The sequence below is a fragment of the Bacillus sp. FJAT-47783 genome (assembly GCF_022808615.1).
GTDB lineage: Bacteria > Bacillota > Bacilli > Bacillales > Aeribacillaceae > Bacillus_BZ.
The window spans coordinates 1-25,729 of sequence record NZ_JAKZKS010000019.1; the positions used below are offsets into that span (position 1 = coordinate 1).

Genomic DNA, 25,729 nt, shown 5'->3' on the forward strand with positions numbered 1-25,729 from the left:
ATGAACTATGCCCAACGATTAGCAACCTACTGATGATGATAAGGAACACGTTGGTAAGCCGTATGCCTTAATAGGGCACGTACGGTTTGATGAGGGGGTAGCCTTGAAAGAGGTTACCCTACTCTATTCTTCCAAATTCATGGTCCTTTTAACACATTTCTTTTTTCTGTTCTTCAATCATTTCGTTTTTAACATCTTTCAATTCATTTTTGTTAACCATGGAGATGTGCATCAATTCCTCATCGGAAAAACTATGCTTTGCTCGCATTAAATTTTTAAGTACTTCTCGCTTTACTTTTTGAGCAGTATTTGTTTGCAGCATTGCAAGCCTATGCTCGTCCTCAATTTCATTTTTCATTCTTACAATTTCTTCTTTAGGAACATCTAATAAACGTATCGCTAAGTCGTCAGAATAAAAATCTTCCTTCATCATTCGCTCTAAAATTTCTTTTAGCTTTCGATTCAATACCTTATCATTCTCTAAAGGGTGATTTTCACATATACTTTCCTGCTCAAAATGACTAAATTTAATATCGTATGACTGACTTGCAACTTCACAAACGGACTCAGAAATTAAAGAATGATAACGACATTCAAGCCAATCAGATGCGAATTGATTTTTAGATTTAACGATGATCACGTCGTTATCAATCTCGATTGTTGTATCTTTAAACCACGTCTCAAAGGAAGGAATGGAAATTCTTTTATTAATTTTTTCTAAAACTGCATCCCAAAGCATTGTAGCATCCAAATAATACTCATACCCCTTTCTTGTTTCTACTATATGAATTTATTTTAACATTTCTTTTTTATTGAGAGAGTGCTTTATGAGTAAAAGTTAGACAATCATAATGTTCATGATCATTTTTTAATTTGAAATTAATTTCTTTATATCAAAAGTAAATGTAGAAACCTAAAATAAATACCAGAAACAAACTGCAACATAACCGAAACTATTAATTTTTTCGAAAATAATTGAAGAATTTCGAAATTATAGTATATATATTTGAAGGTGTTTATAATTTAAAATTTCAGTAAATTAAGATAATTATTTAGTGAGGTGATGTAGTGATAAGAAAAAATGGTTATTTTAGAAGGAGATCTTGTTCAAAATCAGGTTAAATTTCAATGTTTTAATCCTCCATTGAAGTATTTCTTCTTCCTTCTCGTTCCACATTGTGATGAAAGAGAAAGTTATTCACATGTTCATGATTCTTAAAAATGATAGAAAAAGTATAACGGTTTGTAAGCGGTTAAATTTTGTTGAGTACAAGGGGGTAATGAAATGTCATTGGCTACAAAAAAAGAAAAAGATGTGGAGGTTGAATTCCAGGTAAAACATAGAACGCGTAAAGGTGTATTTTGGCCAGCTTTTCTCGTTGTAGGGGGAGGGGCTGTTCTCGGAATCGTTAACAACAAAATGTTAACAGACATTTCGATGAACACGTTTTTAGGATCATTACGGAATCTTGGGTGGCTTTATCAAGTTATTTCAATTGTCGCCTTAATTATTGTGAGTTTAGTGACATTTTCAAAGTTGGGGAATATTCGTTTTGGTGGGGCTGATGCGAAGCCTAAGTTCTCGTTCGGTGTTTGGTTTGCGATGGCGTTAACAGGGGGGATTGCGACAGGCGTCGTTACATATGGCGTGAATGAACCTATTATTTATTTTGGAAATATTTATGGAGAGATGGCACAAACCGGAGTTGAACCTGGAACATCTCTTGCTGCTATTTACGCGATTGGCAGAAGCTTTTACAATTGGACTTTTATTCCGTATGCCATGTACTCTTTATCAGGTTTAATTATGGCGTATATGTATTTTAATCGTAAGAAGTCTCTTACCGTTACAGCAACGTTGACTCCACTTTTTGGTGATAAAGTAACGAAAGGAATATGGACAAATATTATTGATACGTTAGCTGTATTAGCGATTGCTTTAGGATTGGCATCTTCATTAGGGGCAGGATTGGCGTTAGTAGGTTCAGGTATTGAGACAACATATGGCATTCAACAGGGGCCGCTCATGTGGTTTGTGTTAACGGTTATTATTACAGCTACGTTTACGGTTTCCTCGTTAAAAGGGTTGGATAAAGGAATTCGTAAATTATCAGATATCAACGCAAAAATATTTTATGTTTTATTAATTGCACTTATCATTATAGGGCCTACGGTATATATTTTGCGTACGTCTACCGCTGGTTTAGCTTATTGGCTCCAAAATTTTTGGGGATGGGGGCTTGATCCAATCGATTTAGGTGGAGAAGCACTTGTAATGTGGTGGACGTTGTATGACTGGGCCATCTGGATCGCTTATGCACCACTTATGGGTATCTTCCTAGCCGTTATTTCGTATGGTCGAACGATTCGCCAATTTATGTTTATTAACTGGATTTTACCGGCTGTTTTCAGTATTATCTGGTTCGGTATTTGGGGGGGGACAGCTTTACATTGGGAACAAAACAACGTTGTCGATTTAGTTGAGACAATTAAGAATAGCGGGGCTGTTGCTGGATTATGGACATTTTTAGAGAATTTACCTTTAGGGGTGGTGATCATTCCAGTTGTTATGATTGCGTTAATTCTTTCCTTTGCGACTGCAGCAGATTCAATGGTTCGAACGATTGCATCTATGTGTACATCGAACATCGAACATGATGAAGAACCTGCTAATTGGAAAAAACTTCTATGGGCATTATCCATTGGCGTCATTGCGTTTGTCATGGTTGCCTTTGCAGGTGGGGCACAAGGAGTGGATGGTGTTAAGTACTTAGCAGCAGCTGGCGGATCTGCTGTATTATTTGTTTTCGTGTTACAAGTAGCTTCCGCCATTAAAATGTTTTTCATCGATAAAATCGAAAAGTAACGTATGTGAAAGAAGTGAGGGAGAAAAATGAATCCTAAAGATATCAAAACAGTAACGCTAGGGGAACCCTTGACATTAGAAGAATTCATTGCCGTTGCTCGTTTCGGTGCGAATGTGGAATTTTCACATAAGTATCGTAAGCGAGTAGAACAATCCTCTCAGCTTGTAAAAAAGTGGATTTCTGAAGGCAATGTGATGTATGGCGTGAATACTGGATTTGGGGCTTTGTATAAACAAATTATTTCGTCAGAGGAAACGACACAATTACAAAGAAATATTTTATTATCCCATGCTACTTCGGTCGGAGAACCGTTAGCAGAAGAAGACGTTAGGGCGACGATCTTGATGGTTTTACAAAATTTAGGTAAAGGATATTCAGGAGTAAGGGTTGAAACGTTAGATATGTATCGTCATTTTTTAAATCTTGGCCTTACTCCATTTGCCCCTCGCGAAGGATCTGTCGGCTATTTAAGTATTGAGGCTCATATGGCGCTCGTATTGATTGGGGAGGGGAGTGCTTATGTGAATGGGGAGCTTCTGCCGGCTAAAGATGCCTTAGACAAAGTGGGATTAAAACCGATTGTTCTTGCAGCGAAAGAAGGTTTGGCACTTACTAGCGGGACGACAAGTCCTACAGGAATCGGAGCATTAGCGTTATACGATATGATAAAGGCGGCCAAAGCCGCTGATATCATTGGTGCCATGACAGTAGAAGTTCTTAAGGGAACAACACGCGCCTTTGATGAACGATTAATGAGCGTTCGACCTCATCATGAACAAAAGAATACAGCGGCTAACATTCGTAAACTATTAGCAGACTCTGAAATGGCGAAAGAATTCAAGGATTATCGCCTGCAAGATGCGCTCTCATTACGTTGTATCCCACAGCTACACGGGGCAGCAAAGAAATCGTTTCATGATGCATTAAAAACGATTGAGATTGAAATGAATGCATGTTCAGATAACCCCGTTTTATGGCCAGACGAAGAAAAGGGAGGAGCGATATCCGGGGGCAATTGCGATTCATCTTATGTAGGAATTGAATTGGATTCCGCCTGTATTGCCGCCACAACGATTGCTAAAATGTCAGAACGTCGCAACAATCGGATTATTAACGGCCAGCTTTCAGGCTACCCATCCTTTCTTATTCAAAAAGCAGGACTCAACTCTGGTGTTATGATTCCACAATATTCACAAGCCGGTTTATTAAATGATATGAAAATGTTGTCTCATCCGGCAACAGTGGATAATATCCCAACATGTGCAGACCAAGAAGACTATGTCGGAATGGGGTACAATGCAGCGAAAAAAGCACGCGAAGTAGCAAAGAAGCTTGAATATATATTAGCGATTGAATTGTTATCCGTATACTTTGCCCACCAATTTGTCAGAAACGACTTGTTGCCAGGATCTGCCACAAGGGCAGTTTTAGAGCGAATCGCTCACGATGTACCAAAAATGGAAGAGGACATGTTTTTGTATCCTCATATTGAAAAGATAAGAAAATTCATTCATTCAGGTGAGATTATTGAATGTGTGGAAGATATGATTGGGGAATTATTCTAAATAATGCTCTTAGTAAATAAATGAAAGAAATATTTATAATTATAAATGTTATACTTGTATAATTCGAAAAGGAAGAGCGATAAGATGCTCTTCTTTTTCAATGTTTAATTAGTGATTGATTATCAAAATCACAATACTTACTTCACAACAGTTGTTATAAATTTTTTAGAAAAATCTCCTGCCTTTTACAAAGGTTTAAGTGAAATTTTGAAACTTTTGGCAATGTACAATCGTATAACATACAAACCTATTTAGAAATAAAAATAGCACATCAACATGTCGTTGGCATTGAAACTTGGAGAAACAAATACTTTGTTTCTTCTAAATTATTACAATAGACCTATCAACGAGTTTGTTTGGATCAAAGGGTGCGAACGCCGATTCAGCATATAATATGTATGTATGCATTAACTAATCATTTCGTAGTAAAAATAAAATTTGGCTTACCCATTAGAATCATGAAAGGACGTGTTCACGATGAATGGATGGCTGATTCTCATTGGTGGTCTTGTAACTTTAGGAGCGGTTGTAGACATTACCGTGAAGAAGTGGAAATTAAATATTGATCCAGAAGAAGGTGCGAAAAACGCTTCCGAGTCTGAACGTGTGTATATGGAGACCTATTTACATGAAGTAAGAAATGAAAATGATCATCAATTGTAGAAAAAAGAAGGTGAGCTCCTTATATGGTAGCTCACCTTCCTCCCTTACTCTGCTTGATTTTGGTCTGTTCTGCTAAATTTGTATTTAACTAATCAATCCGACAAAAGTCAACTGGGCATTGTTCACAATTAATCTCACGTTTTAAATGTTCTAAATCATGAACAATAATTTTTCCATTTATCATGGAAATAATCTTGTTTTTCTTTAATTCACTGAGCATACGGTTGACGCTTTCGCGAGCGGTACCGCAAAAGTTGGCTAGCTGTTGGTTCGTCAACGTTAAGTCAATAAAAATTCCATCCTCTTTTTCAATCCCGTAGCTGTTCGTTAGTCGTATTAAAGTGGAGTATAACGCACCTTTTTTACCGTGCAAAATTAAATCCCTTATTTTTGTATGTATACGGCGGTATTGATCACTCATCCATTTCATTAATTCCATACTTAAATGATGATTGTGTGAAAGCTCAGATTCCAAAGTCTCTTTTGAAATAACGGCGACTTCACTATCAATTATGGCTTTTGCATTTAACATATAGTGAGACTGGTCTGAAAAAATGGATAACTCGCCGAAAAGGTCATCTTTTTGACAAATGCGAAGGCAAAGCTCTTTACCATCTGGCGTAACTTTACTAATTTGAATGATTCCTTCTTTAATGATAAATAAGTCTTTTGCCACCATGCCTTCTTGAAATAAAAAATCACCTTTTGAGACTTTTTTCACATTATGGTGAAAGGTCATTAATGTTGCTAAAGAATTTTTTTCTAGAGATGCCAAATATGTACACCCTTTCTTACCCTATTACGGTACTTCTATTTTATTACAATCTTCTTCGTGAATCTATAAACAAAATCTAAAATGTGAAGAAAGTTTGAAATCATTGCGACAAATTATTGTTTGTTAAAAATGTCATATAGTTTGAAACGAGTATTTGATATGATAAAGAAAAATAAGTTGGAGGAAAACTGATGGTTGAAAGACGAACACCGATTCCAATAGAAGAAGCTGTAAAAAAAGTGATGTGCCGAGCAAAACGAGGCGAAATCGAACATGTACCGATTGTAAAGAGCAATGGGCGTTATGTCGCTGTCGATATTGTGGCCGATCATGACGTGCCACCGTTTAACCGCTCCCCGTACGATGGTTTTGTTATTCGAGCGGAAGACTCATTGAGCGCAACAGAGAGTCAACCAGTTGAATTTGAGATTATTGATTCCATCGGAGCGGGTGTTGTATCCGAAAAGACAATAGGTCCAAATGAGGCAGTACGGATTATGACAGGCGCTCAACTGCCAGCTGGGGGAGATGCGGTCGTCATGTATGAATTAACGAAAGAGTTTGTTCGTGACGGCAAACCGTATATGTCTATAAAACGGCCGTTTCAAAAGTGGTCGAACATTTCCTTTCAAGGGGAGGACACGAAAAAAGGCGAGGTTCTCGTTAAAGGAGGTACATATATAAACCCGGGCGTTATGGCTTTACTTGCCACGTTCGGTTATGATAAAGTTCCGGTTGTGAAAAAACCAACGATTGGGATTTTATCAACAGGCACCGAGCTTTTAGATGTTCATGAACCACTCGCTCCTGGAAAAATTCGTAACAGCAATGCATACATGGTTTATTCACAAGTAATTCGAAGCGGGGCAATTCCGAAGCTTTATGCCCATAAAAGCGACGACATAGAAGCTTGCTTCGAGGCAGTTCAATCTGCCCTGCTTGAAGTTGACATGTTAATCACGACAGGCGGTGTATCAGTCGGCGACTACGATTTTTTACCTGAGATTTATAAACGATTAGGTGCAAACGTACTATTTAATAAAATTGGGATGCGGCCAGGTAGTGTGACAACGGTTGCTGAGCATAATGGTAAGTGGTTATTTGGTTTATCTGGAAACCCATCTGCGTGCTTTGTTGGCTATGAATTATTTGTCCGTCCTTTAATTAAATATACATTGTATTCAAACGAACCGCATGCCACCGTGATCCAAGCGTATTTAACGAAAGATTTTCCAAAGCCGAACCCCTTTACTCGTTTTGTTCGCAGTCGAATCGATTGGGAAGAAGGAAAAGTTATGGTAACACCTGTCGGCTTAGATAAATCGAGCATGGTTTCAAGTTTAAGTGAAGTAAACGCCTTAATCGTCTTGCCAGGTGGCACGAGAGGTTATGAAAAAGGAATGCTCGTAAACGTATTTCTCCTAGATGAACAAAAAGGTTGTGAATGGCCGTGGGGAAACATCAAAAAATAATCCAAGTTGTCGGCTACAAAAATTGCGGGAAAACAACGTTAATGGAAGCGTTAGTTCGTGAGTTTTCAGAGCGAAATGTGAAAGTTGGAACGATCAAGCATCACGGCCATGAAGGAAATCCGCCGGATGTAGAGGAGCGATTCCGTGACCATCACCGTCACTTTCGGCAAGGGGCCTATGTGTCGTCTGTGGAAGGGAATGGGGAATTTCATATGCAATTGAAAATGGAAGAGTCAAACGTAAAGCAAATTCTTTCATTATATCAAATGTTTCCACTTGATCTCATTTTAATAGAAGGATATAAGCATGCCCCGTTTCCGAAGGTTGTACTCCTTCGTTCAAAAGAGGATGAGCATCTTGTACAATCATTGAAAAACATTTGCTGTGTGATTTCTACAGAACCGTTAACAACAGCACTTCCATCTTCTTGTAAACAGTTTAAATTCGATGAAAAAGAAGCTTACATACAGTGGATATGCAATCAAATGGAGGGAAGTTGATGAGTTTTTCTTTATATGAAGTGACGAATGAGCCAATTTCAGTCGAGACCGTTGTGCAAAAAGTCATTCGCCCTGAAGCGGGAGCAGTCACAACATTTATTGGAACAGTAAGAGAATGGACGAATGGCAAGCGAACACTTTTTTTGCAGTATGAGGCTTATGAAAAAATGGCGATTAGCATGTTAAAGAAAATTGGCGATGAAATAAAAGAAAAATGGCCTGATGCGAAATGTGCCATCACGCATCGCGTTGGAAAACTGGAAATATCGGACATTGCCGTTGTTATAGCCGTTTCCACACCGCATCGTATTGATGCTTATGAAGCGAATCAATATGCGATTGAACGGATTAAACAAATTGTTCCGATATGGAAAAAAGAACATTGGGAAGATGGCGAGATGTGGGTAGGAGACCAGCTTGAAACAACAGCCTATCCAAGTGGAGAACCAGGGGAAAGGGTGAAAGAACATGATTAAAGTATTGCTTTTTGCGCAATTACAGGAACAAGCACAAACAAATCAGCTGGAGATTCATGAAACATCATTAACTGTACAACAATTAAGAGAAACACTTCGTTCCAAATACAATTTACCAATAAAAGACCATGTATTCATTGCGGTAAACGAAGAATATGCACCAAATGACTTCATCATTCGAGATGGTGATACGGTAGCGATTATTCCGCCAGTGAGCGGAGGGTAAAAAACGTAATAGATCAAGTAGCACCCCTAAAAGTCGACGTTGTATTTACAACTTAGCTTTATAGGGGTGCTTTTTTTCATCAACGTAAATGATGAGGTTTCCATTTCTATGCATGAATACATAATGTTAGGTGAGAATAATAAAGAGGTGATCTGAAATGGAATTGATCGTATCTTATCTTCCAAAATGGGATCATTTTGTCGGGGCGTTTTTTGCTTTTATGATTCCGTTTTCGATTGCAAAAATTTCAAACTGGTTAAGACAGATCGTGAAATCAAATTAACGAGTCTATCTCTTAGGAACACGGTTTAATGTGACAAAGTAATTCATGTAAGGGAGGTGAGGGTGATGCATCCATGGGTATGGTTACATCAAAAAAATAAAGAGAATAAACGAATTCAGCAACAAACTCATTTCATCGGAGCCAATCATAGTTTTTCATCTCATTTACAGGCTAACCTCGAGCAATTTCAACGTATTTTAGGGAATAATCCAGATGTTGTGATTCGTGAGTTTTATATAGAGATTTATCATGTTCGCGCTGCCGTTGTCTTTATTAAGGGGCTTGTTAATAAAGAACAAATTCATGAGCAACTATTAAAGTCTATCATGTTAGATGTTTTGAAACGAGATTCGTTCGTAAATGATCATCATGCAATGAGTCATAAAATAAAGGAAAAAATAAAAGACCATGTGATTACGTTAACAGATGTCGAAGAGGTAAGAAATTTTGAAGACTGTATTATGAGCATTTTTAATGGTGAAACGGCACTTTTGATTGAAGGTGTCGATGCAGCGCTTGTGCTCGGAACAAAACAATGGCCATCTAGACAAATTGAGGAGCCGATTACAGACGCAACCGTTAGGGGCTCAAGAGAAGGATTTGTAGAAAATATTCTTGTGAACATATCATTAATCCGACGACGAATTAAAGACCCAAACCTTGTTTTTGACAAATATACGATCGGGCGCAGAAGTCAAACGACGGTTATCGTTACATATATGAATGATATTACGAATGAACAAATGATCCGAGAGGTTAAAAAACGATTAGACAAAATGGATTTGGATCAAGTACCGGAATCCGGGGTTGTTGAGCAGTTCATTGAAGATGACTATTTATCGCCTTTCCCGCAGCTATTAACAACAGAAAGGCCAGATAAAGTAGCAAGTTCATTGTTAGAAGGGCGTGTTGCTGTTTTAGTTGATGGAACTCCATTTGTATTAATACTCCCAATTACGATTACGTCCATTCTTCAAGGACCAGAGGATTACTATGAACGATGGTATGTTGGTACGCTCGTTCGTCTTATGCGGTTTGGAGCAGCGATTGTCTCGTTATTTGCCCCTTCCTTATATGTAGCCCTCATTTCTTATCATCCTGGGTTAATTCCAACCGATTTAGTCATATCTATTGCTGGGAGTCGCGAAGGGGTGCCTTTTCCATCCATTATTGAGGCATTAATGATGGAAGTGACGATTGAAATATTACGAGAAGCTGGAGTTAGACTTCCACGGCCTATTGGCCAAACAGTCGGGATCGTTGGAGGACTTGTTATTGGAGAAGCGGCGGTAACAGCTGGTTTAGTGAGTCCAATGATGGTTATTGTTGTTGCACTGACAGCGGTTTCTTCTTTTGCATTACCGCAGTATGGAGTAGGAATCGCGATTCGAATATTACGTTTTGGAATGATGTTCTCAGCAGCTGTTTTAGGGTTATTTGGAATCATTATGTTTGCCATGGTCATTTCGATTCATCTAGTGAAACTCAAAAGCTTTGGCGTTGAATATACCTCCCCATTAGTTCCATATCAATTTAAAGACTGGAAGGATGCCATCGTTCGCTTACCCTATCTCGTTCTTAAGCAAAGACCAAGTATGTTTAAACCAAAGGACACTACTCGAATTAATGAGCGTTCATCCTAGTTAAAAGGTGATTCGTATGATGTTAAGTCCTCAAGAAAAAATAACAAACATTCAAGCTTCAATTGCCGTCATCATGACGATTGTTGGGGTTGGAATTATTACTCTTCCAAGAGTCAGCGCTGAAGCGGTGCAAACGCCGGATATATGGATAACGGTTGCGATTTCAGGAGCTATCGCCATGTTTGCGGCATTTTTTGTTGTGAAACTAAGCCAAATGTATCCGAATGAAACGTTTTATCAATTTAGTCAACACGTAATAGGTAAATTTTTCGGGTATATGGTAAACTTCGTTTTCATTTTATATTTTACGCTTTTAGCTGGATTTGAAGTGCGGACGATGGGAGAAGTTATACGCAGCTACTTATTGGATAAAACACCGATTGAAGCAACGATTTTCGTTTTTATGAGTGTCGCTGTTTATGTTGTTTTGGCAGGGCTTAACCCGATATTAAAATTATTTGAACTATATTTTCCTGTTATTTTAATTTTTTTTCTCTTCATCTTTTTATTAAGTTTAACTAATTTTGATATAAACAACATCCGCCCTGTACTTGGGGAAGGTATTCCCCCTGTACTAAAAGGGGTTAAGCCAAATAGCCTTTCTTATATCGGATTTGAGATTATGTTCGTTTTAACAGCTTGTATGCAAAAGCCACAAAAAGCATTAATGACAACATTCATAGGGATCGGATTTACCATTAGCTTATATGTTTTTATTTTAATTTTTGTTATTGGTGCGTTAACCGTTGAGGAGGTGCGACTTCTTACCTTTCCGACGATGGAATTAGTCAAATCAATAGAAATTAAAGGTTTTTTCTTGGAACGGTTTGAAACGTTCTTTATTATTCTTTGGGTGATTACAACGTTTACGACGTTCATTATGGCATTCTACCTCGCATCATTAGGGATGGCTCAAATATTCCATAAAAAACGTAAGCATTTTGTCTACGGGCTTCTGCCGTTTATTTACTTATCAGCTATGTATCCACATGATATTAACGGTGTATTTAAATATGGGGATTATGTCGGAAATATGGCCATTTTTGTTGCAGGGATTTTGCCTGTTTTATTATGGAGCATAGCTTCGATACGAAAAAAATTTCAGAACAAAAAAGGAAGGAAACAATGAATGGTACAAACAAGCACCTTACTACAACACAAGCAGCCATCGCATTAACGATGACCATTATTGGTGTTGGAATTGTGACAGTGCCTCGTGGAAGTGCCGAGGAAGCGCAAACGCCTGATATTTGGATTAGTATGATGATTGGCGGTGTATTATATATTGTTGCCGCCTTTTTTGTCACGAAGTTATGCCATCAATTTAACGGCATGACACTCTATCAATTTAGTCCTATTTTGGTCGGTAAGTGGTTAGGGGCTGTTTGTAACGTATTTGTTATGAGTTATTTTTATTTATCTACAGGATTTCAAGCACGTACGACTGCGGAGGTGCTTCGGGTCTATTTATTAGATAAAACACCGATAGAAGTCATCATCATCGTATACATTTGTGTAGGTCAGTATATTGTAATTAGTGGTATTTATTCCATTGTAAAGCTTTTGCAAATGTACTTTCCGATTGTGTTGCTTTTTATTCTATTCATGCTCGGCCTTAGCGTGACAACGATTGACATCAATAATCTTCGTCCTGTTTTAGGGGAAGGAATGAAACCGGTTTTAAACGGTATTAAGCCGACAGCCTTATCCCTTTCTGGAATTGAAATTTATTTTGTTTTAATGGCATATATGGAACAATCGAAAAAAGCGATGAAAGTTGCAACAATTGGAACCCTTATCCCATTATTTTTATATATTTTAATCTTGATCGCTGTTATTGGGACATTGACAGTAGATGAAGTAAGGTTGCTAACATGGCCGACAATGGAGCTTGTTAAGTCATTTGAAATGAAAATTTTACTTTTTGAACGGTTTGAAAGCTTTTTTATTATCCTCTGGGTGATTACAACATTCACATCTTTTATTATGTATTATTATTTAGCTAGTATCGGATTGAGCCAAGTTTTGAAGAAAAAGTACAAGCCTATTGTATATGGTCTCTTACCGTTCATTTATTTATGTGCAATGTATCCAGAAGATATCAATAGTCTTTTCAAATTGGGGGATTACCTCGGGAGTATGGCGATTGTCATTGCTGGAATCTTTCCTATTGTTCTTTTAACGATTGCCTTCATAAGGAGGAAACAAAATGAGAAAAGGTAAAAAGGGATTTATGCTCGGCTGTTGTCTATCACTTCTTTTTACGGCCGGGTGTTGGGATCGCGTTGAAATAGAAGAAACAGGTTTAGTCGTTGGTTTCGGGGTGGATGTAGAAGAGACGTCAAATAATGATGATGTACAACCAATCTTGACGATCCAATATGTTGTTCCTAAAGTGTTTGCGGGACAAAATGGAGGAGGGATCGAAGGAGAACCTTTTACGAATGAAACGATTGGGAAAAGTTCAGTATTTGAGGCAGGGCGTGAACACTCCACGATTACAAGTCGCAGTCCGAATTATTCTCATTTAAAAGTATTGGTTATGAGTAAGGAGGCTGCCGAGTCCATTAATCTCCTTCAACTAATGAATTTTTTCTTTCGAGATCATGAAATTAGACGGACTGTACACGTATTAATTTCAGAGGAGAAAGCAAGCGATATATTAAGTATAAAAGGAAAAAAAGACCCGATTCCTTCTTTAAAGCTGTTCTATTTAACAGAAAATATGAAAACGAAGACAGCTAAAATGGCTCCAAAATTATCTTTAGGCGATTTCTCAGAAAACATGTCAGCGGAAAAAAGCTTTATTGTTCAAAAAGTACAACCGTTTAACGAGGGGATTCAATTGATTGGAGCTGCTGTAATCAATGGAAAAACGCAGAAAATGGTTGGAGAGTTAGATGAAGATGAAACGTTTGCCATTAATTGTATAACAGGTGAGGCGGAAGCGGGGGTCGTAACCGCAGTTGATCAAAAATCAGACGAAATCATTACATATGAACTCGATCATTTGAAAAGCTCTATTAAACCGAAGGGAACGGAAAATAACCTTTCATTTACAGTAAATGTTTCAACAGAAGGGCGTATATCGGAAGATTGGATACAAGATAGTGATGCGTTTGACGAAACGTTTATTAAAAGAGCAGAAAAACAAATTGAAAAAGAAATGAAAGAATTGATCGATAAAGGATTAGAGAAAACACAAAAAGAGCTAAAAGTAGATGTGGCTGGGTTTGGCGAAAGCTTGCGAATCCATAAACCGAAACTTTGGAAAAAAATAAAAAAGGATTGGGAAGAGTATTTTTCCAATGCGACAATTAATGTTAAGGTGAAAGTGAACATCCGCCAATTCCAAACACAAGGGAGAAAAATGAATAAACAGAAATAAAGTGAAACGTAAACAACCATCTGTACTGATGGTTATAGGAAATAAAGCTGAACGAAAGGGAAACCTTTTGTTCTTTTTTTTTAATTTCGTTATTTTGAATCATCACGAACTACATTTATAAATATGAAAATAAAAATCTGTAAAACTATTATGTGAAAAAAATAAAGATTTTTTGAAACCTTTCTGGAAAATTATTCGTAATAGTAAATGGAAAAAGAAAAATGGAGGGAATCATATGACAGAATCATTGCAACCAAACAATGAAACAACTGTGAAACTAGAAAAGCCAAAATTGCTCGGAATCATAACGAGTCCGGGAGAGACGCTTGACCGAATTCGCCAAAACCCGAAAGTGTTAGTTCCGTTACTCGTTGTCATGGCACTTACGACTATCGCTACATTTATCAGCTTTAGTACGGTAGACTTTGTTGCCGTTGGAATTGAACAAGGAATGAGTCAAGAAGAAGCAGAAGTTATGAACGTAATTATGAGCACTTCCTTTATTGTTGGAGGACTTTTAGTAGCTCCTTTTTCACTTTTAATTTCAACACTCATTTATTTAGCTGTTACGAAAATCGCTGGAACAGGTGCAAAATTTAAGCAATTATTCTCATTTTCTACTTATGTGTTTTTCATCTCAAGTATTGGCGCATTACTCAATTCAGTAATTGCTTACTCAGTAGGTGTGAGTGTAGAAGAGGCGAACTTTACAAGTTTAAACGGTGTTGTAGGTGCAGAAGGAGCGGTCGGAGCTCTGTTATCCTATTTGGAACTGTTTGCTATTTGGGGAACCGTTATCTCTGCAATGGGACTTGAGCGAGTAGGTGGTTTATCGAAAAAAGCAGCATGGACCGTTGCGATTATTTTCTTCGTCATACTCGGATTAATTGCTCTTATTGGTGGATCATTTGGAAGTATGATGGGTGCATAATATGAAAAAAGTTTGGATTGGAATCGGAATTGCAGCAACTTTACTCTTAATCATTGGAATTAGTATTTTTCGGACACAAGCTGATGAAAATATAACGGTTCAAACGACAAAGCTGAAAGAGAAAGAAATTACCGGGAATGTGATGATTCCCGGTACTCTTCAATTAGCTAATGAACAAAAAGTATATTTTGATTCACAGCAAGGAGAAGTGAAGAAAATTCACGTAAAAGAAGGGGATTCCGTTAAAAAAGGAACGCCTCTTGTTACATATGAAAATGAACAACTCATGCTTGAAGAAGAACAAAATCAATTAGCCATCGAGTCGAATTATATTCGGATAAACCAAATTAAAGATCAAATAAAGGACCTTGAGGATAAAAAGGAAGAGCTTGCGAAACAAGTAGGAGAAAAAGAAGCGAAAAAGCAAATCGAATCGGAAAAAGATCAACTCGAAACCGAAAAGAAAATGGCAAATATCGAGTTAAGGCAAAACTTATTACAAAAAGAAACGATTCAAAAGAAGATTGCTGAATTAGAAGTTAAAAGTGATATTGATGGGGTTATCATTGCGGTTGATGAAGAAGCGAAAAACAGTGTGGAGCCAAAAGTGTTTATACATATTGGAAGCTTAAAGAGCTTTAAAGTAAATGGCGTTATTTCAGAATATGATTCGTTGAAAGTCGCACAAAATCAACCAGTGACCTTAACATCAGATGTTCTTCCAGATGAAAAATGGAAGGGAACAGTTTCACATATTGGGACACTTCCTGAACAAGGAGATGCGATGGCACAAGGAGAGGGAGCTGTTCAATATCCAATTGAAGCGACTGTTACAGATGAAAATATTAAGGCAAAACCTGGTTTTAAACTCATTATGGAAATCGAAACAGAGCGGAAAAAAGTAAACGTTCTTCCACTTGAAGCGATAAAACAAGAAGATGATTCCAATTATGTTTTTGTAGTTGAAGGCGGTAAAGCAGTCAAAAAAGAAGTAAAGGTTGGAACGGCCGACGAAAAAGTAATGGAAATCAAAAGCGGGGTTGAAAAAGATGATCAAATCATCTTAAAACCAGTTGATTCGCTAAAACCAGGTATGGAAGTGACCGTTGAATGATTGACTTAAAGGGCATTACGAAAAGCTATCAACTAGGTAAAGAAAAGGTTGATATATTAAAAGGAATTGACCTGAAAATTTATCAAGGAGATTTCGTCGCGATTATGGGACCATCTGGTTCTGGAAAGTCGACATTAATGAATATTATTGGTTGTCTTGACAGGGCGACGACTGGAACATATTTATTTGATGAAGAAGACATTTCTACTTATAAAGATCAGCAGCTTGCGAAAATTCGTAATCTCTCAATCGGTTTCGTCTTTCAACAATTTCAACTCCTCCCGCGTTTAAATGCGTTGAAAAATGTTGAACTTCCGATGGTTTATGCAGGTGTTGGGAAAAAAGAACGGGAAGAACGTGCGAAGCTTGCCCTCGAGAAAGTTGGGCTCGCTGATCGCATGTTGCATATGCCAAATGAATTATCAGGCGGACAAAAGCAGAGAGTGGCCATTGCCAGGTCCATCGTCAACGAACCAAAATTAATCTTGGCAGATGAACCGACAGGAGCGCTCGATACGAAAACGAGCTACGCGATCATGGAGCACTTTGTTGAATTGAATGAGGAAGGAACGACGATCATTCTCGTTACGCACGAAAAGGAAGTTGCTGATTATGCAAAACGCATCATTACTGTTCGTGACGGATTAATTACACAAGCACGGGTGGAAGGGGGGACTTATCGATGAGTATATTTGAAAATGTTCGAATGTCACTCGCATCGATTATGGCCCATAAACTTCGCTCTGTGCTGACAATGCTCGGAATTATCATCGGTGTTGCTGCTGTCATCGTCGTTGTCGCCATTGGACAAGGGGGAGAACAACTACTAAAGTCACAAATTACAGGGTCAGGAAATACAATTGAAGTTATTTATCAGCCTAGTGAGGAAGAGTTAAAAACAAACCCGAACGCTTATATGAGCGATCCATTTACTGAAGAAGATATTTCGGCGTTAAAAAAAATTCCTGAAGTAAAAAACGTCGTTGCGACAAGTTCGACGATGTATGAGACACGATTTAAACAAGAAACGGTCGATGCAAGCATTTTCGGCATCAACAACGCCTATCCGCTCGTTAATGAATTCCATGTTAGTAAAGGTAGAACCTTTTCAGAAGCGGACTTTTTAGGCGGTCGTCGTGTCGGTGTTATCTCAAGTCAAATGGTCGAAGACTTATTCCAAGGTGAAGAGGCAATTGGCGAGATCGTCTGGGTAAGCGGACAACCGATTGAAATTATTGGGGTCTTGGAAAAAGCAACCGGATTATTTGCTTTTGAAGGTTCAGAGTTGTACATGCCGTGGACAACTTACCGGAATGCGTTCGGTGTCAATAGCTACAACCAAGTAACTCTTCAAGCGAAAAGTGCTGACGATATTCAACCAGCTGGCGAACAGGCAGAACAGCTATTAAATTCACTGCACAATACAGAAGAGTCTTACCAAGTCTTTAATATTGAAGAAATTGCTGAAGGAATTGGCCAAGTAACACGAATTATGACCTTAATTATTAGTAGTATTGCTGGTATTTCTTTATTAGTTGGCGGAATCGGTGTGATGAACATCATGCTCGTTTCCGTGACAGAACGAACGAGAGAAATTGGAATACGAAAAGCTCTCGGGGCAACGAAGTCGCAAATCTTAACACAATTTTTAATAGAATCCGCTACGCTTACATTAATCGGTGGAACAATTGGAATCCTGCTCGGAGCCGGAGGAGCCTCCTTAGTTTCATATTTTGCTGGCTGGCCGTTTTTAATTTCATGGCAAGTCGTCGTAGGAGCGCTTATTTTCTCTATGGTCATCGGCATCCTATTTGGAATGCTCCCGGCAAACAAAGCATCCAGGTTAAACCCAATTGATGCATTGCGGTATGAATAATGGAATGGGCATCTCTTAGTCGAATTTTCGGCTTAGAGATGCCCATTTTGTGTTTAAAACGTTTATTTATTAATTTTCATTTTTATTATAGGGAGATGGAAATCCACGGTAAAGATGCTTCAAAATGATTGACTGAACGGTTCAGACTAATTCTTAAGGTTTTATTTCTATAAAATCCATATATTATAAAAATTTCTTTTTTCGGAAGTAAAAACCCTGTTTGATCCTTTTTAAGGAGAAATTCAGGGTTTTTTATACCTTTTGTGGCCATATTAAGGAGCCCAAATCTTATCGCTATTATAAAAACTATGTTTAAACTTTAACGCCTAACGATCTATTCTCAAGCACATGTATAAATAACAATATATTGGTTAATTTCCATTATTTTTCATACTTACAATCTTTTATTATTTGCTAATATTTAAGTGTTGTTATCCGGATGACAAAAGTATTACAAATATTACAAGTAATGAAAGGGAAGAGAGATTTAATGCCACCGTCGTTTAAAAGTATGTATCGTTCTATTGCATTTTTGCTATCATTCTGCTTAATTTTTAGTTTGATTGGTCCTACTTTTGCAAATGCTGCACCTGGTGCTTCTGATCGAGTACCAAAAAAGCAACGTCTTCAGGCTGATATTGGAGAACTTCCAGATAAACTACCTAAATCAAAAGTAGAATTAAAAAGCAAACGTACGAAGCATTCAACACGTTTTTTTAATCCAGATGGAAGCTTTACTGAAGAAATCTATTTAGAACCTCAATTCTATCAAGATCCTGCCGATAAAAAATGGAAGAAAATTGATAACACCTTAAAAAAGAGTGGAAAAAAACCAAATAAACATGTAAACAATGCCAACGATGTTAAAACGTGGTTTGCAAACGAAGCAAATGGAAATGAACTCGTTTCTGTTGAAAAAGATGGGAAAAGTATATCATTAATTCCTGTTCAAGCCAAAAACGTGCCAGGTATTGTAAAAAATAATGAAATTACGTACAAAGGTATCTTCGAACAGGCTGATGTACGTTACCGTGTTAAAGGGGATGCTGTCAAGGAAGATATTATTCTTAACAGTATGCCTGTAGAAAACACCTTTACCTTTGAATTAAAACTAAAAGGGCTAACGGCTGTTACTCAAGAGAATGGAACCATTGTCTTCCAAGATCAAAAAGGTAATCTAGAGTGGTATTTAGAAAAGCCTTATATGACAGATGCCAATGGAAAATATTCTGATAAGGTCACGCTAAAATTAAGAGAAGAAAGTGGAAAAACATTTGTTGATGTCATCGCTGATCAAGCTTTCTTACAAGATCCAGAGACACAATATCCAGTAACCATTGATCCGACGATCGATAATTGGGATGTTATTCGGGATATGTTTATTGCAAGCAGTTATCCCGATTCTTTATATTCAAGTGAAACATTTATGAATACAGGATATCACGGTTATTTTGGTTCAACTCGTGCACTTATCAAATTTGTTCTTCCTAGTCTTCCTAGTGACAGCAAAATTTCGAGTGCTACTTTCAATGCCTATCAAGCAAAACAAGATACATCAACTGTTTCCATTGATTTGTTCCGTATTACAAGTGATTGGCAAACTTCTACTACAACATGGAATTCGCAGCCTTCTATTGGTGGATCTCCAGAATCTACAACAACAGACAATGCGGTTGATGCCTATTGGCAGTGGGATATTACACAGCTTGCTAAAAACTGGTATAACGGTGATCAAGCAAACTATGGAATGATGTTAAAGCAGCAAAATGAAACATCTTCCGCATATCGCTCATTTAATACTGTCAATAGTGGTAATAATACACCACGAATTACAATTAATTATACCGTTGATCCAATGGGAGTAGAAGAGTTTTGGAGCACCACAGAAGAGGGTGTCAACCCTGCAAATGGAAATCTTGTTTTACAAGAAACCGATGTTGCCGTTCCGGGACGCGGTGTTGAGGTAGAAGTTTCACGTACGTATAACAGCCGTAAGTCATGGTATGCAGGAATGTTTGGCTATGGCTGGTTTAGTAATGTTGAAGCGCTTCTTGTTGATTCCGGTGACGGACCGATTACGTTAATTGATGGGGACAATACGCGTCATATTTTTGGTCAAGCAATTGGTGGAAGCTATACAACGCCAGGTGGTCTTTATCTTACGCTTGAAAAAAATCAAGATGGAACATATACCATTACGGAGAAAGATGACACGAAGATTCATTTCAATACAAGTGGAAGAATAAGTTCAATCGTTGATACGAACGGGAACACAACAACCTTTACGTATAATGCTAATGGAAAATTAACGTCAGTCCAAGACGCCTCAGGACGTGCTACAACGATCACCTATGGGACAAATGGATATGTCTCAAGTGTTACGGATTCAGCAAATCGTACAACAACGTACGAATATGATGCAGCAGGAAATTTAACAAAAGTTATTGATCCTGGAAATTTTGCTACTACGTTTAGTTATGATGCTGATCATAATTTAAAAACGATTACGGATGCTCGTTCAATTACAACAACGATTGGTTATGATACGTCCGATCGTATCACAAGTGTAAGCCGTCCAATTACAATAAACGGTGTAAGTGAAACGAGTACAACAACATATTCCTATGATATAGTCAATACTGTTACAACTGTAATGGATGGAGAAGGAAAGCGTGTTGACTATTCTTATAATGGGAATGGGAATATTACTCAAATTACTGAAAATCCATTAGATGATCAAAATAAAGCAGTCACAACATTTAAATATGACAACAATAATAACTTGACACAAGTTATCGACGCGAATTCAAATCAGGATGGTGGATCAGATTCATACATTTACACGTATGATGTAAATGGAAATATTACGGGCGTTCAGCTTCCTGGAAGTTCTGATCCTGAAAACCCTGAAAATTTAGATACAGAACTTTTTACGTACGATGCTCAAAATAATTTAACTAAGGAACAAGATTATAATAGCAATGTCAATACATTTGATTATGACCAAAACAATAACCAAACGGAGTCTATTGACCCTTATACACAATCTGTTTCACAACGATATGATAATGTTGGAAACCTTGCGTATTCAACCTATCCGATGTCAACGGCAGATAACTTGGCGGAAAATTCCAGTTTTGAATTCGAAAATAATAGTGATAATTGGCCGGATCATTGGACATCTTTGAAGCAATCTGGAACAACGGCTACATTTAATTGGACGAGTACAAATAAGTTTGGTTCGAAAGCAGTAAGTATCAGTAACCCGACTGGATGGGCCGTTATTACCTCTGATAAGCAACCTTATGATGGAACTAATTATGTAGGAAGCGGTTATGTTAAAACGTCAGAAGCAACAAACCAAGCATATATTAAAGTAGATTATTATGATGATCAGGACAATTGGCTTGGTCAAGAATCATCCTATGGTCTAAAAGGAACACATGATTGGACTCGTCTTCATGTTGTAGCGGACAATGCACCAACCGGAACCAAATTTATTCGATTAACTGTCGGAATGGACGCTGGTTCAGGAACAGCTTATTTTGACGGAGTTCAATTAGAAAAAGGTACGGTTGTCAGTGCCTATAACCTTGTGAATAATTCTAGTTTTGAAAGAGATAGCAATGGCGATAATCTTCCTGACAATTGGACAACAAGCAGTAATATATCCGCAAGTGATGTTATGGATACAACCAATGTCTATGTTGGGCAATATGCGTATAAATTAACCGGAGAATCAGGAAAAGATAAATATATTAAACAACATATTGATATTTCTGGTGACAGTAATACGAAGCTTACCTTATCAGGATGGTCCATACAACAAGGTGCTGATCCAAATGGTGGTTATTACGCACTGCAAATAGCCATTAATCATATAGACGGAACCACTGATTGGGATTTTGCAAACGACTTTAGTACAACAAAGACAGATTGGCAGCACGTTGCAGCAGAAGTCAAGCCAAAGAAAGCATTTGATTCGATCGATGTCTATTATTACTACTATAACCAAACAGGTACAGCTTGGTTTGATGCGATGCGTCTAGAAGAAGGAGCTTCACATACCTTTAACTCGTATGACACGAATGGAAACTATGTAACTGCAGTCAAAAATCCACTTGGAAATACGATTTCTTACCAATACGATACAGCAGGAAATCAAACAAGTGTAACAGATGCAAAAGGTCAGATAACCTCTTACCAATATGATGCTCGTAACTTATTAACAAAAGTGATTGAAGCTAATTTAAAAGAAACGACTTACGGCTACGACAGTGTAGGAAACCGTACAACCGTTACAGATGCGAAAAACAATTCAACCACTTACGAGTATAACGAGTTTAACCAAATATCACGGATCATTAATCCATTAAATCAAGCGATTCAATTCGAATATAATCGGAACGGTGATCAAACAAAGGTTATCTATCCAAATAACAATGAGATTTCTTACACTTATAATGCGTTAAATCGATTAGAAAAGATTCTATATAATGGGATAGAAAAATGGAGTTATGGATATGATGCAAATGGAAATGTCACATCCGTAACAGACGATACAGGGAAAACAACAACGTACACATATGATAAGAACAAGAAAGTCACTCAAAAAGCTGAAGGAACGTCAAATACTATTGACTTCAGTTATGATGACAATGGGAATACGACATCTATTAAAGTGACAGCTGGTACTGTCCAATATACAAATGATTTTACGTATAACAAGCTTGACCAGTTAATTACAATGGCTCGAAATAATACAGAAATTGTTCGTTTCGTCTATGATGAGCGTGAAAATGTGGTTTCTGCCATACACACAAATGGTACGTATACGGCCTACGAATATGATTCTAATAATCGTCTAAAATCTGTTATTAACTATGATGCAAACGGCGATGTCTTGGATAAATATGTGTATACGTATGATGCCAATGGGAACTGGACAGGTGTTGCAACAAATAATGGATCAATTTCTTATCAGTATGATTCATTAAATCGTTTAACTCAAGAAACCTTACTAGATGGAACAACCATCTCGTACGAGTACGATGACGTTGGAAACCGTACGAAGAAGGTGGTTACACAAGGCGCAAATACGACTACAATCAATTATACGTATGATGCTGGAAATCAACTGACTGATGTCAACAGTCAAGCATATACGTATGATGTAAATGGAAATCTAACCAGCAACGGAAATCAGACATTTGTGTACAATGAAGACAACCGTCTGATTGAAGTAAAAGATGCCGGCGGAACAACACTTGCGTCATTTACGTATGATCATGATGGTAATCGCACAAGCATGACAACATCAAGTGGAACCATCAACTTCCATTATGATGAAGGAAAAGTCATCTATGAAACAGATACAAGCAATAACATCATTGCTGAATATACTTGGGATGCAGAAGGCAATCCAGTTACAATGACAAAAGATGGGGTTACGTATTATTATCATCTCAATGGTCATGGTGATGTTACAGCATTAACAGATGAGAATGGCAATACGGTTGCTGAATACGACTATGATGCTTGGGGTAACATTGTTTCTCAAACTGGTACGATGGCATCTGTGAACCCATATCGTTATGCAAGTTACCGTTACGATGAAGCAACAGGTCTATATTACTTGATGGCCCGTTATTATGATGCTGATACAGGACGATTTCTTACTCGTGATAAGTTCCGTGGATTTGAGGATGACCCGAAGTCTTTAAACCAATATGCATATGGTCATGGAAACCCAGTCAGATATGTTGATCCAGAAGGGAACTGGGTTTGGCTCGTATTTAAAGCAGCTATTGCTACTTATGATGGGTACAAAGCATATAAAAAAGCTAGATCAGAAGGTAAACGTGGATATAAGTTAGCGTTAGCTGTTGCATGGGCAGTTGCAGGAAATTATATTAAGGTTGGGAAAGTTTATAGGTATTTAAGTCTTGCTAAGAAGGTTGGAAGACAGGGAAAACAAGCAAGATTAAAGGCACTATTAAATGATTCAAGAATGCCAAGACATATTAGAGGATGGATTAAACAGGAACTAAATAGTATTAAAAGAAAAAATAGAAAAACTATTAGAGTACCACGTGGATATCATCTAGCTCATAAACGGGGATATGAAGCTAGAAAAGGGTACGGGTATAGATACAGTGATATACAAATTATTAGAAACCATAAAACTCAGCATAAGTATGATGGATATGGAAGAAGGAGGTAAGGAGATATGAATGAAAAAGAATATTATGCAGTATTAAATTTACCTGCTATAAAAAGATATGAATACTTTTTAAAAAAAGTAGTTGACTGGGAAGAAGTATGGGGTCTTTATCATGATGGATGGGCAATGACTAAAGATGATATCGGAAACCTGTTAATACCTTTTTGGCCTAAAAAAGAATTTGCTCAATATTGTGCCAAAGGCGAATGGGATAGTTATAAACCTGAAATAATTGAACTAGAGGAATTTATAGATGAATGGCTCCCTGGTATTAAAAAGGATGGTTATAAACCCTCTATTTTTTGGAATAATAAAGATTCGGTAGTAATAGATGTTGATGTTTTATTACAAGATTTACACAGAGAATTAGAAAATTATTAAATAAAATTGGATAAAGTGAGTTTTAAAAGATGAATCCTTTCTATTACCTAATCTGTAATTAAGTATATAAAACCACGAGTGTTGATTAACCAATAAAATCCAGAAAAAACAACAAAAAAGGACACCTTTCCTGTAGAATGTAAGTACCAACCAACAAACCCAGGAAGAGGTGTCCCCTATGAAAAAGAATACCACGCTCCCGAATTTACTGCAAAAGATTATTTCTGAAGATGAATTAAAAATGATTGTGAAAGCTGTTGGTTACAAGGATACTGCTCGAAAGTTTGATGTTCAAACGTTAATAGAATATTTGGTAACAGCTTCAGCTAATGAGTGGAAAAGCTTTCGGCATGGGGCAGATGTCGACCCTACGTATGGACTCGCACAGGCAGACTATTCAACGTTTTCAAAGAAGGCCAGTCATGTGGACTTTGAGATAATGAAGCAACTTTTTGATTTGGTTGTATCTAAATGCAACCGTCAAACTCGTCGATCATTAAGGTTTCCGCGCCAATTAGTAGTGGTTGACTCCACGACGATGACGGTTGGAAAATCACGACTCCCATGGGCGGTCTATCATGGAGAGCGCTCTGGTGTTAAATTGCATGTAGGTTACTTACCTGAGCTGGAAATGCCGATAAAGGTCATTGAAACGATTGGAACCAAACATGATAGGCCAATAGGCGAACAATTTGCCGATAATCGCTATATTCTTGTAAAAGATCGTGCTTATTTTAAAATCAAGCGACTGGATCAATTTGTTCAAGATGGACAAGATTTTGTCATCCGTATGAAAGACAACGTTGAGCTTTTTCAACCTCATGCTTTAAAGCGTATGGAAGTGAAAGGGTCCCCTGTTGTGCGAGATATGACATGCCAACTTGGCACTCCACAGGCCCGCTCAACGAAACGACACCGAGTCGTGATATTCCGTGATGATCAGGGTCGTGAATTTCGTGTTGTCACAAACCTTCGAAAGGTTTCAGCAGAGAAAATCGCGGACATGTATAAGGCGCGCTGGTCCATTGAAGTATTCTTCCGATGGGTGAAACAGCATTTAAATGTCCCTGTCTTATTCGGAACGACAAAGAATGCTGTTTATAATCAGTTGTTCGCTGCTTTAATCGCCTATGTCCTTCTAAAATGGCTATATGATCAAACAGCCAAACGAAAAGTATTCACCTCTTTATCTTTTATTACATTTAAACGAAAACTGCTGACAGGAGAGCTTCCGATTGATTGGTTTTCGGAAATGATGACATTTCTAAAAAGCTACTCAACTTTTTATAGGATAAGTCTGCCTAATTTTGGATAATCAACACGCATGTCTGTATATGAATAATGAT

At 37.6% G+C, this 25,729-nt stretch carries 21 protein-coding genes; 19 read left to right on the forward strand and 2 right to left on the reverse strand.

The features are described from left to right. Nucleotides 1–148 precede the first annotated feature (148 nt). Nucleotides 149–751 (reverse strand): DnaA N-terminal domain-containing protein, encoded by a 603-nt coding sequence (locus MLD65_RS12920; RefSeq protein ID WP_243292286.1) that lies wholly within the window; start codon nt 749–751, stop codon nt 149–151. Between the two features lie 534 nt (nt 752–1,285). Between MLD65_RS12920 and MLD65_RS12925 the strand changes: the two genes are divergently transcribed. The 3 genes from MLD65_RS12925 to MLD65_RS12935 all read left to right on the forward strand — a co-directional run bounded on the left by MLD65_RS12925 (nt 1,286) and on the right by MLD65_RS12935 (nt 5,095). Next, on the forward strand, nt 1,286–2,866 hold the full coding sequence (locus tag MLD65_RS12925; RefSeq protein WP_243292287.1) for a BCCT family transporter: 1,581 nt from the start codon (nt 1,286–1,288) through the stop codon (nt 2,864–2,866). A gap of 27 nt (nt 2,867–2,893) precedes the next feature. Next, on the forward strand, nt 2,894–4,432 hold the full coding sequence (locus MLD65_RS12930) for an HAL/PAL/TAL family ammonia-lyase (RefSeq protein WP_243292288.1): 1,539 nt from the start codon (nt 2,894–2,896) through the stop codon (nt 4,430–4,432). Between the two features lie 477 nt (nt 4,433–4,909). Next, nucleotides 4,910–5,095 (forward strand): hypothetical protein, encoded by a 186-nt coding sequence (locus MLD65_RS12935; protein WP_243292289.1) that lies wholly within the window; start codon nt 4,910–4,912, stop codon nt 5,093–5,095. 88 nt (nt 5,096–5,183) lie between these two features. On the opposite strand, the gene MLD65_RS12940 is transcribed toward MLD65_RS12935, so the two are convergent. After that, nucleotides 5,184–5,834, reverse strand: a complete 651-nt coding sequence (locus tag MLD65_RS12940; protein WP_481748528.1) for a Crp/Fnr family transcriptional regulator — start codon at nt 5,832–5,834, stop codon at nt 5,184–5,186. A gap of 227 nt (nt 5,835–6,061) precedes the next feature. Between MLD65_RS12940 and MLD65_RS12945 the strand changes: the two genes are divergently transcribed. The 16 genes from MLD65_RS12945 (at nt 6,062) to MLD65_RS13015 (ending at nt 25,698) form a co-directional block, all read left to right on the forward strand. After that, on the forward strand, nt 6,062–7,342 hold the full coding sequence (locus MLD65_RS12945; RefSeq protein WP_243292291.1) for a molybdopterin molybdotransferase MoeA: 1,281 nt from the start codon (nt 6,062–6,064) through the stop codon (nt 7,340–7,342). After that, entirely contained in the window at nt 7,321–7,842 is a 522-nt protein-coding gene (gene mobB, locus MLD65_RS12950) for a molybdopterin-guanine dinucleotide biosynthesis protein B (protein ID WP_243292292.1), read from the forward strand. Before MLD65_RS12945 ends, mobB begins: the two co-directional genes overlap by 22 nt. After that, entirely contained in the window at nt 7,842–8,318 is a 477-nt protein-coding gene (locus MLD65_RS12955; protein WP_243292293.1) for a molybdenum cofactor biosynthesis protein MoaE, read from the forward strand. The genes mobB and MLD65_RS12955 overlap by 1 nt, the downstream gene beginning before the upstream one ends. After that, a complete protein-coding gene (gene moaD / locus MLD65_RS12960; RefSeq protein WP_243292294.1) occupies nt 8,311–8,544 on the forward strand; it encodes a molybdopterin converting factor subunit 1 in 234 nt (77 codons plus the stop codon). The genes MLD65_RS12955 and moaD overlap by 8 nt, the downstream gene beginning before the upstream one ends. A gap of 157 nt (nt 8,545–8,701) precedes the next feature. Then, on the forward strand, nt 8,702–8,827 hold the full coding sequence (locus tag MLD65_RS18135; RefSeq protein ID WP_279326075.1) for a hypothetical protein: 126 nt from the start codon (nt 8,702–8,704) through the stop codon (nt 8,825–8,827). A 65-nt stretch (nt 8,828–8,892) separates the two neighbouring features. After that, nucleotides 8,893–10,470, forward strand: a complete 1,578-nt coding sequence (locus tag MLD65_RS12965; protein ID WP_243292295.1) for a spore germination protein — start codon at nt 8,893–8,895, stop codon at nt 10,468–10,470. Nucleotides 10,471–10,486: 16 nt separating this feature from the next. Next, nucleotides 10,487–11,599: a GerAB/ArcD/ProY family transporter gene (locus tag MLD65_RS12970; protein ID WP_243292296.1), complete on the forward strand. Its 1,113-nt coding sequence runs from the start codon at nt 10,487–10,489 to the stop codon at nt 11,597–11,599. Continuing rightward, entirely contained in the window at nt 11,596–12,693 is a 1,098-nt protein-coding gene (locus MLD65_RS12975; RefSeq protein WP_243292297.1) for a GerAB/ArcD/ProY family transporter, read from the forward strand. The genes MLD65_RS12970 and MLD65_RS12975 overlap by 4 nt, the downstream gene beginning before the upstream one ends. Next, nucleotides 12,680–13,858 carry a Ger(x)C family spore germination protein gene (locus MLD65_RS12980; RefSeq protein WP_243292298.1) on the forward strand — a complete coding sequence of 393 codons (1,179 nt, stop codon included), beginning with the start codon at nt 12,680–12,682 and terminating at the stop codon, nt 13,856–13,858. The genes MLD65_RS12975 and MLD65_RS12980 overlap by 14 nt, the downstream gene beginning before the upstream one ends. Before the next feature lie 235 nt (nt 13,859–14,093). Further along, nucleotides 14,094–14,789, forward strand: a complete 696-nt coding sequence (gene yknW / locus MLD65_RS12985) for a YknW family membrane protein (RefSeq protein WP_243292299.1) — start codon at nt 14,094–14,096, stop codon at nt 14,787–14,789. 1 nt (nt 14,790) lies between these two features. Next, nucleotides 14,791–15,903, forward strand: a complete 1,113-nt coding sequence (locus tag MLD65_RS12990; RefSeq protein WP_243292300.1) for an efflux RND transporter periplasmic adaptor subunit — start codon at nt 14,791–14,793, stop codon at nt 15,901–15,903. Then, entirely contained in the window at nt 15,900–16,589 is a 690-nt protein-coding gene (locus tag MLD65_RS12995; RefSeq protein WP_243292301.1) for an ABC transporter ATP-binding protein, read from the forward strand. The genes MLD65_RS12990 and MLD65_RS12995 overlap by 4 nt, the downstream gene beginning before the upstream one ends. Then, entirely contained in the window at nt 16,586–17,779 is a 1,194-nt protein-coding gene (locus tag MLD65_RS13000; protein ID WP_243292302.1) for an ABC transporter permease, read from the forward strand. Before MLD65_RS12995 ends, MLD65_RS13000 begins: the two co-directional genes overlap by 4 nt. A gap of 439 nt (nt 17,780–18,218) precedes the next feature. Further along, nucleotides 18,219–24,002, forward strand: coding sequence for a DNRLRE domain-containing protein (locus tag MLD65_RS13005; protein ID WP_243292303.1), 5,784 nt, complete (start codon nt 18,219–18,221; stop codon nt 24,000–24,002). Between the two features lie 6 nt (nt 24,003–24,008). Next, nucleotides 24,009–24,383: a DUF2750 domain-containing protein gene (locus tag MLD65_RS13010; protein WP_243292304.1), complete on the forward strand. Its 375-nt coding sequence runs from the start codon at nt 24,009–24,011 to the stop codon at nt 24,381–24,383. 178 nt (nt 24,384–24,561) lie between these two features. Then, nucleotides 24,562–25,698, forward strand: a complete 1,137-nt coding sequence (locus tag MLD65_RS13015; protein WP_243292305.1) for an IS4 family transposase — start codon at nt 24,562–24,564, stop codon at nt 25,696–25,698. The last annotated feature ends 31 nt before the right edge of the window (nt 25,699–25,729 follow it).

Excerpts from the sequence above, each read along its gene's own strand:
- MLD65_RS12995 (WP_243292301.1), top strand. The coding sequence starts at position 15,900 with ATGATTGACTTAAAGGGCATTACGAAAAGCTATCAACTAGGTAAAGAA.
- MLD65_RS12935 (WP_243292289.1), top strand. The coding sequence starts at position 4,910 with ATGAATGGATGGCTGATTCTCATTGGTGGTCTTGTAACTTTAGGAGCG.
- MLD65_RS18135 (WP_279326075.1), top strand. The coding sequence starts at position 8,702 with ATGGAATTGATCGTATCTTATCTTCCAAAATGGGATCATTTTGTCGGG.
- MLD65_RS12925 (WP_243292287.1), top strand. The coding sequence starts at position 1,286 with ATGTCATTGGCTACAAAAAAAGAAAAAGATGTGGAGGTTGAATTCCAG.
- MLD65_RS12980 (WP_243292298.1), top strand. The coding sequence starts at position 12,680 with ATGAGAAAAGGTAAAAAGGGATTTATGCTCGGCTGTTGTCTATCACTT.
- MLD65_RS13015 (WP_243292305.1), top strand. The coding sequence starts at position 24,562 with ATGAAAAAGAATACCACGCTCCCGAATTTACTGCAAAAGATTATTTCT.
- moaD (WP_243292294.1), top strand. The coding sequence starts at position 8,311 with ATGATTAAAGTATTGCTTTTTGCGCAATTACAGGAACAAGCACAAACA.
- MLD65_RS13000 (WP_243292302.1), top strand. The coding sequence starts at position 16,586 with ATGAGTATATTTGAAAATGTTCGAATGTCACTCGCATCGATTATGGCC.
- MLD65_RS13005 (WP_243292303.1), top strand. The coding sequence starts at position 18,219 with ATGACAAAAGTATTACAAATATTACAAGTAATGAAAGGGAAGAGAGAT.
- MLD65_RS12975 (WP_243292297.1), top strand. The coding sequence starts at position 11,596 with ATGAATGGTACAAACAAGCACCTTACTACAACACAAGCAGCCATCGCA.
- MLD65_RS12970 (WP_243292296.1), top strand. The coding sequence starts at position 10,487 with ATGATGTTAAGTCCTCAAGAAAAAATAACAAACATTCAAGCTTCAATT.
- MLD65_RS12945 (WP_243292291.1), top strand. The coding sequence starts at position 6,062 with ATGGTTGAAAGACGAACACCGATTCCAATAGAAGAAGCTGTAAAAAAA.
- MLD65_RS13010 (WP_243292304.1), top strand. The coding sequence starts at position 24,009 with ATGAATGAAAAAGAATATTATGCAGTATTAAATTTACCTGCTATAAAA.
- yknW (WP_243292299.1), top strand. The coding sequence starts at position 14,094 with ATGACAGAATCATTGCAACCAAACAATGAAACAACTGTGAAACTAGAA.
- MLD65_RS12940 (WP_481748528.1), bottom strand. The coding sequence starts at position 5,834 with ATGACCTTTCACCATAATGTGAAAAAAGTCTCAAAAGGTGATTTTTTA.
- MLD65_RS12990 (WP_243292300.1), top strand. The coding sequence starts at position 14,791 with ATGAAAAAAGTTTGGATTGGAATCGGAATTGCAGCAACTTTACTCTTA.
- MLD65_RS12955 (WP_243292293.1), top strand. The coding sequence starts at position 7,842 with ATGAGTTTTTCTTTATATGAAGTGACGAATGAGCCAATTTCAGTCGAG.
- MLD65_RS12965 (WP_243292295.1), top strand. The coding sequence starts at position 8,893 with ATGCATCCATGGGTATGGTTACATCAAAAAAATAAAGAGAATAAACGA.
- MLD65_RS12930 (WP_243292288.1), top strand. The coding sequence starts at position 2,894 with ATGAATCCTAAAGATATCAAAACAGTAACGCTAGGGGAACCCTTGACA.